The organism is Natronohydrobacter thiooxidans, assembly GCF_001884735.1.
Taxonomy (GTDB): domain Bacteria; phylum Pseudomonadota; class Alphaproteobacteria; order Rhodobacterales; family Rhodobacteraceae; genus Roseinatronobacter; species Roseinatronobacter thiooxidans_A.
Map to the genome: position 1 here is coordinate 1 of NZ_MJAP01000023.1, position 5,938 is coordinate 5,938.

Annotated in this window: 4 protein-coding genes and 1 pseudogene; 4 read left to right on the top strand and 1 reads right to left on the bottom strand. The window is 59.6% G+C overall.

What is annotated here, in order from left to right:
• Positions 1 to 279: single-stranded DNA-binding protein (locus BG457_RS12205; RefSeq protein ID WP_071797440.1), on the top strand; the 279-nt coding region annotated here is incomplete at its 5' end.
• 141 nt (positions 280 to 420) lie between these two features.
• On the opposite strand, the gene BG457_RS12210 is transcribed toward BG457_RS12205, so the two are convergent.
• Entirely contained in the window at positions 421 to 1,416 is a 996-nt protein-coding gene (locus BG457_RS12210; RefSeq protein WP_071797442.1) for a hypothetical protein, read from the bottom strand.
• A gap of 119 nt (positions 1,417 to 1,535) precedes the next feature.
• Between BG457_RS12210 and BG457_RS12215 the strand changes: the two genes are divergently transcribed.
• From BG457_RS12215 to BG457_RS12225, 3 genes and pseudogenes are all read left to right on the top strand, one after another.
• Entirely contained in the window at positions 1,536 to 2,423 is an 888-nt protein-coding gene (locus BG457_RS12215) for a LysR family transcriptional regulator (protein ID WP_071797444.1), read from the top strand.
• 131 nt (positions 2,424 to 2,554) lie between these two features.
• Positions 2,555 to 3,376, top strand: a pseudogene (locus BG457_RS12220) (DUF932 domain-containing protein); the annotation flags it as partial.
• Positions 3,377 to 3,987: 611 nt separating this feature from the next.
• Complete coding sequence (locus BG457_RS12225) at positions 3,988 to 5,844, top strand: reverse transcriptase/maturase family protein (protein WP_071797446.1); 1,857 nt, start codon at positions 3,988 to 3,990, stop codon at positions 5,842 to 5,844.
• The last annotated feature ends 94 nt before the right edge of the window (positions 5,845 to 5,938 follow it).

The window sequence follows — 5,938 nt, forward strand, 5'->3', positions numbered from 1 at the left end:
GTCCTGCGCGACGAGAACGGCTACCGTGTCATGGACACGGAATGGCACCGCATCACCTGCTTCAACGGTCTCGGTAAGACGGTCGCGGAGCATTGCGAAAAGGGCATGAAGGTCCTCGTCCATGGCCGCATCCACTACACCAAGTGGATCGACAGCATGGGGAACGACCGCTACGGCTGCGAGATCATCGCCGAAAAAGTCGACTTCCTGAGCCGCCCGAAGTCGGCCGAGAGCGAAAACCCCGAGTTGGTCGACCGCGACGACGAGATCCCGTTCTGAAGAGAACGGGGACTCCCCCTCGGGCCCGGCGGGGAAACCCGCCGGGTTCGCTACATTGCTGCCAGGTCGCGTGGAGCCCATGCTGACAAATGCTGCGGCGCGCATGAACGGCGGCTATTCAGCGGGATATCTTGTCGCGCGTTACCGCTTGATGGACCAAACCATGGCTGTTTCGTATCCCGCAGCTTCAAGCATCTCGATCTTGGACCGCCACCCGGCAGGGCATACCACAAATGCGGCCGCCATGCCTCGGTCCGCAAAGGCAGCCTCGGCTGCGCGCAGAAGCGTGGTTGCGCCCTCACCATCGTTTGCAAGAACTGCAGCATCGGCCAGGTCCGGGTGGTAATAGTCGTCAATGACACCTGTTCCGGTGATGTCGTGCGCAGGTGGAAAATGAAGCCGTGACGCAGGCTGCGCGATCACGTATCCACTCAGCTCTTCCGGTGCTCCCAAAACCATCATGTCCCGGTCACGCAACGTCAAGCTTCGCTTCATCCAGCCGGAGAATCTGGTGTCCGCATCGGAATGCTGTTCCCAAAAGGGGTCTATCCCGAAGAGGATCCGCTTGTTCTCTGCTGCCCGCGTTACGATGCCCGGAACGTCAGCCTCGGTGGCCAGACGGACTTCGGAGGGGCGTCCGGCATTGCCCAGATCGGTTCGGGACAGGTAGAGCGTCAGCGGGGCGTAGTTGCGTCCCCGAAAAACGTCTCGCCAAGGCTCGCCAGCTACATAGGTGGACAGGAGTATCTTTGCGCCTGCCTCCTTCAGCGCACGTTCTGCCGCTGCCACCAAGACATCGATCGTGCCCTCAGGCGCGCCAGGCGCGACAGCACTGTCGGGTAGGAGTAGCCCCGGTTCGCCCTGTCTGCCAGCATAGATCGGCGGCACCGGAAGAAGCATCGAGTGAATCACACCAGTGATCGCTCCTTCATGCTCGGATACTTGCCATATCTGGCGGAACGGCTGCTGTTCGGCTGTCAGCGCGAATGTCAGCGCCTTTTCAATCTGTGCCGGGGCATCCGCAGCCATCCTCCACAGGATCGGGTCGATGGCATGACGCTCCTCGGCGTCCAACAGAAGAAGATCGACAAGACGGGGAATATCAGCGGTGGTGGCGGTGCGAACGGTGTGTGACATCTAACTCATCCTCATGGCATGGCGTGGGGCCGCAACCCTGTATCGCGACAGTCCGCTCGTTTGACAAAACAGGATATGTGCGAGAGCATTTAGAAAACCTAACGCCTTGGACGTCGTTGATGAAGCAGATGAACCTCAATTCGCTCAGGGCGTTCGCTTGCGTGGCGCGACACTGCAACCTTCAGCGCGCTTCGGAAGAACTGAACCTGACGCGGGGCGCTGTTTCCCAAAGGATCAAGCAACTCGAAATCGACCTCGGCGTGATTCTCCTGGAACGTCAATCCCGGGGCGTAAAGCTCACCCCCGAAGGTGTGCGCTGTCAAAAGGCCGTCGATAAAGCCATGGCCACGCTCGAAACAATGTTTGCCGAGCTTGGGCAGGAACGAAGGCAGGTCACGCTTCACCTCGGGTCCTCAACAGCGGCAAAATGGCTGATGCCGCGCATGGAAACCTTTGCCACCCGATTTCCTCGTATCTCGCTCAGGACCGAGGTTCACACTCAGCAGTTGTCACGCGACCTCGCCCGCAACGAGATAGCGATATGGCCGGGCAAAGCATCCGATCCAAGGCCGTTTCAGAATGCGCGGCGATTGACCGACATCCGCCTTGTTGCCGTATGCAGCCCGGACTTCCCCAGGCCCAATTGGCCGATGGAGTTGGAGACAGTCCTGAGCTTGCCGCTGCTTCAAGACGCGCATCGCACATGGGAAGCTTTGATCGCGGCAACCGGGCATCGTGCTCGGCACAAGCTGCTGAATTTCGACAGGTCTGCATTGGCCCTGAACGCAGCAATAGAGGGGCACGGCATCGCCATCGCCCCAACCTACATTGTCGAAAACGATGTTTTGCGGAACCGTCTGGTAGAGGTATGGGTCAGCCCTGAACTGCCGAGCGAACAGCTCTTCATTTCCTGGTCGCGAGAGCATGTGAGACAACCGGAAGTGCACCGGGTTGTGGAGTGGATCGCCTCAGAATTTCATGGAAAGCAGGCGCTGGAAAACCGTTGATGAACGGCAAGAAGGTCCCGCACTGCTGTCTTTCATACCAAGGTTTTGAGAGTGAGAGAAAGGTTGGTTGCTTTCGCGACAGGTTGAGGGCTGGGAGAGTGGCTCCCGGCGCCTGTCACGGAGGAATACCGATGGGCGTTGTGGAAGTTCTGGATCCGGTTGCACCGGCGCGGGCAGGTGGCTGGAAAGTGGATGTGAGCCGGGGTGAGCGGAACGGGCGGGTGTCGTCCGAATGGTTTAACCGGCCGGATGATGAGCGGTATCTGTCGCTCGATGATCTTTGGGCCAATGTGAAGGGCCGCTCTGAGCGCAGCCGGAGCCGGGTCGTGCAAATGGCGGATATCCGGGTCGAGGCCGCGCGCGACAACCCCGAGCGGCTACACCTGATGCTGCCGAAAGCGCATGAACCTGTTGCGCCCACGCACTGGGCGTTCGGCCAGCTTGCCAGCATCGTCGGCGCCCCGGCGTCCTATCTGCGGCAGCTGCCCGCGCCGCTGGCGGGGATCAACCTGCAATACGGCCTGACCAACCACCGCGCCGAGCAGGTGAAAACCTTCGAGACCGAAGATGGCCGCACCGAATTGCGCGCTGTGACCGGACCCGACTATGGCCGCATCCACGATTTCGAGCTGGTCGAGGCGGTGCAGTGCATCGCGGGCAATGGCACGGGCGACACGCGCTGGAAAGTGCCGGGCGTGCTCGACTGGTCGACCGGGGTCTACAACCCCGATGTCGAGATCAGCCGCGACACGACCACGCTCTACGCCTCGGACCGCGATGTCTTTCTGTTCCTGGTCGATGATCGCAACCCGATCGAGGCGGGCAAGCTGCCCGATGGCTCCCCCGATCTCTACTTCCGGGGCTTCTATTGCTGGAACTCCGAGGTGGGCGCCAAAACCCTCGGCATGGCAAGCTTTTATCTGCGCGCAGTGTGTCAGAATCGCAATCTGTGGGTGCGCCGTGTCGGCGCGATCAATTGAGTGAAGGAGACTTCTCAGGAAACCAAGAATAGCCTGATGCCCACCCGACTTACCTTGGCCAGAAATGGCTGCGACCGGGAAACCGGCGGGGGACAATAGCATGTCGGGAAAAGGCGTCATCCGGGCCGAAACCACTGTGGGCTATCGGGACGTCAGGGCAAGACGTGTATGGTGAATGCTGGATTGCGTGAAACCCAGATCAGGGACTTTATCGCGGGTCGTGACGCAGCAGTGGTTGACGCGTCATGCCGTGTGAAGGGCGGGGTACCCCATGAGACCCGCCTAAGCTTGGTCGCACGGCCCACCCTTCGTCGAAGGGCCAATGATCGAACGGGTCACCTAACCACGTCGTCTCTCACTGATCGTGTAAACACGGGATCGCCTAAGCGGGCATCGTCACGATGACCCGTAGGGCGACGGAGCCGCCATATTAGCCAAACGCCCGGGGTAATGCCCGGGACAGCCATCTTCGGGTGGACGGGCACGGGTGAAACCAATCGGGCAACCGGATGGGGAATCCTCTCTGCGCGGGTGAAGGGCGGCGCGTTTGCCGGGTCTTTCAACTTCATGACGGAGGTATGCTGATGCAACCGCACACCGTAGAGAAGAGACTGGACTCAATCATTGACCTGTCTCGCCAAGGAAAACGTATCAACGGCCTGTTCAGGCTGCTTGCGGCCCCGACCCTCTGGGAACGGGCATATGAGCAGATCGCCCCCAACAAAGGGGCACTGACACCGGGCTCTGACCCTGAAAACACTCTGGACGGCTTCTCGCTGGAAAGGATGCAGAGGGTGATGGGCGCGGTGCTGGATGGGACCTATCGTTTTTCTCCGGCGCGAAGGCAATATATCCCCAAGGCCAACGGGAAGAAACGCCCGTTGGGCATTCCCACTGCGGATGACAAGCTGGTGCAGGCGGCAGTGAAGATCGTGCTCGAACATGTATATGAGCCGGTATTCTCTGACCAATCGCACGGTTTTCGCCGGGGGCGGTCGTGTCACACGGCCCTGACCGAAATCAGGCGCACATGGCACGGCATGAAGTGGTTGGTCGAGGTCGATATCGTTGGCTATTATGACAATATCGATCACGACATCCTGCTGGATTTGCTGCGCAAGCGTATCGATGACGAGCGCTTGTTGCGGTTGATCCGGCGGATGCTCAAGGTCGGCTACCTCGAAGACTGGAAGTTCCACAGGACTTTCAGCGGTGCCCCGCAGGGCGGAGTGATCTCGCCGATCCTTGCCAACATCTATCTTCATGAGCTGGATCAGTTCATGGTGGGGGTGAAGGCGCGGTTCGACCGGGGACAGGCAAGGCGGCGTAGCGCCACCTATCTGGAAACCTCCAAGCAGATCCAGATCCGCCGCAGAATGATCGAGCGTCGGCGTGCCAATGGCAACGAGGAAGAAATTCCCCGGCTGATCGCAGAAATCAGGGAATGGGAGCGACGGCGGCTTGAAAAGCCGTCGCTTGATCAACTCGACCCGACTTACCGTCGACTTCGTTACTGTCGTTATGCCGATGATTTTGTCATCGGTGTGATCGGCAGCAAAGAGGATGCCCGCAAGATTTTGGCAGAAGTCAGCGCTTATCTGGCTGAAACGCTGAAACTTGAGGTGTCTGCGGAGAAAAGCGGGATCAGGAAGGCCGATGAGGGGGCTTTGTTCCTCGGCTATCAATTGAAGACCTACGGCGATGGCCGGACGAAACGGATGGTGAAAGGCGGACGTGCCGTAACCATGCGGATCGCGGATGATCGCATGCAGCTTCATGTGCCGGTGGACAGGCTTGCCCGCTTTGCAGAGCGCAATCGTCTCGGGAATCTCAATACCAATCGGGGCGAGGCGCGTTGTGAGGTGATCAATAACTCGGACGTTGCAATCCTGACCGGATACAATGCCATGCTTCGGGGGGTGGCCGAATACTACAAGCTCGGCACGCTCTGGAAACGGCAGGTCGGACGGCTTCACCATCTCTGGTGGTGGAGTTTCATGAAGACCCTGTCCCGCAAGCATAAATGTTCGGTCAAGGTGACAGCGGAGAGGCTTCGGAATGGGGATAGCCTCGGCCTGTGGTATGAGGGTCGCAACAAGCGACGTTTCATGCCGATGTTCCGCCTGAAAGATGTTCGGCCAACACCGGCACTTTCGCATGTCGACCGGGAAGCACTGCCGCATCTTTACTTCGCGGGTCGGAACGACATTGTCGACCGGCTGCGCGCGAGGGTGTGCCAGACCTGCGGTTCGGTGGATGTGTCGCTGGAGGTGCATCACGTTCGGAAGATGAGCGACATGAAGGGCACCACACTGTGGACCCAAGTCAAGGCGGCCCGGACGCGTAAGCGTGTCGTGCTCTGCCGCGACTGTCATGTCGCGCATCACGCCGGGCGATTGCAGGAAAGACTGGATAAATGTGCAAACGTAGGAGCCGGATGATGGGAAACTATCACGTCCGGTTCCGTGGGAGGGGTAGAGGATCATCCCATCGGGAACCCTCGCCCCTACCCGACGGCGTCGAGGATTTTCAGGA

Excerpts from the sequence above, each read along its gene's own strand:
- BG457_RS12210 (WP_071797442.1), bottom strand. The coding sequence starts at position 1,416 with ATGTCACACACCGTTCGCACCGCCACCACCGCTGATATTCCCCGTCTT.
- BG457_RS12225 (WP_071797446.1), top strand. The coding sequence starts at position 3,988 with ATGCAACCGCACACCGTAGAGAAGAGACTGGACTCAATCATTGACCTG.
- BG457_RS12215 (WP_071797444.1), top strand. The coding sequence starts at position 1,536 with ATGAAGCAGATGAACCTCAATTCGCTCAGGGCGTTCGCTTGCGTGGCG.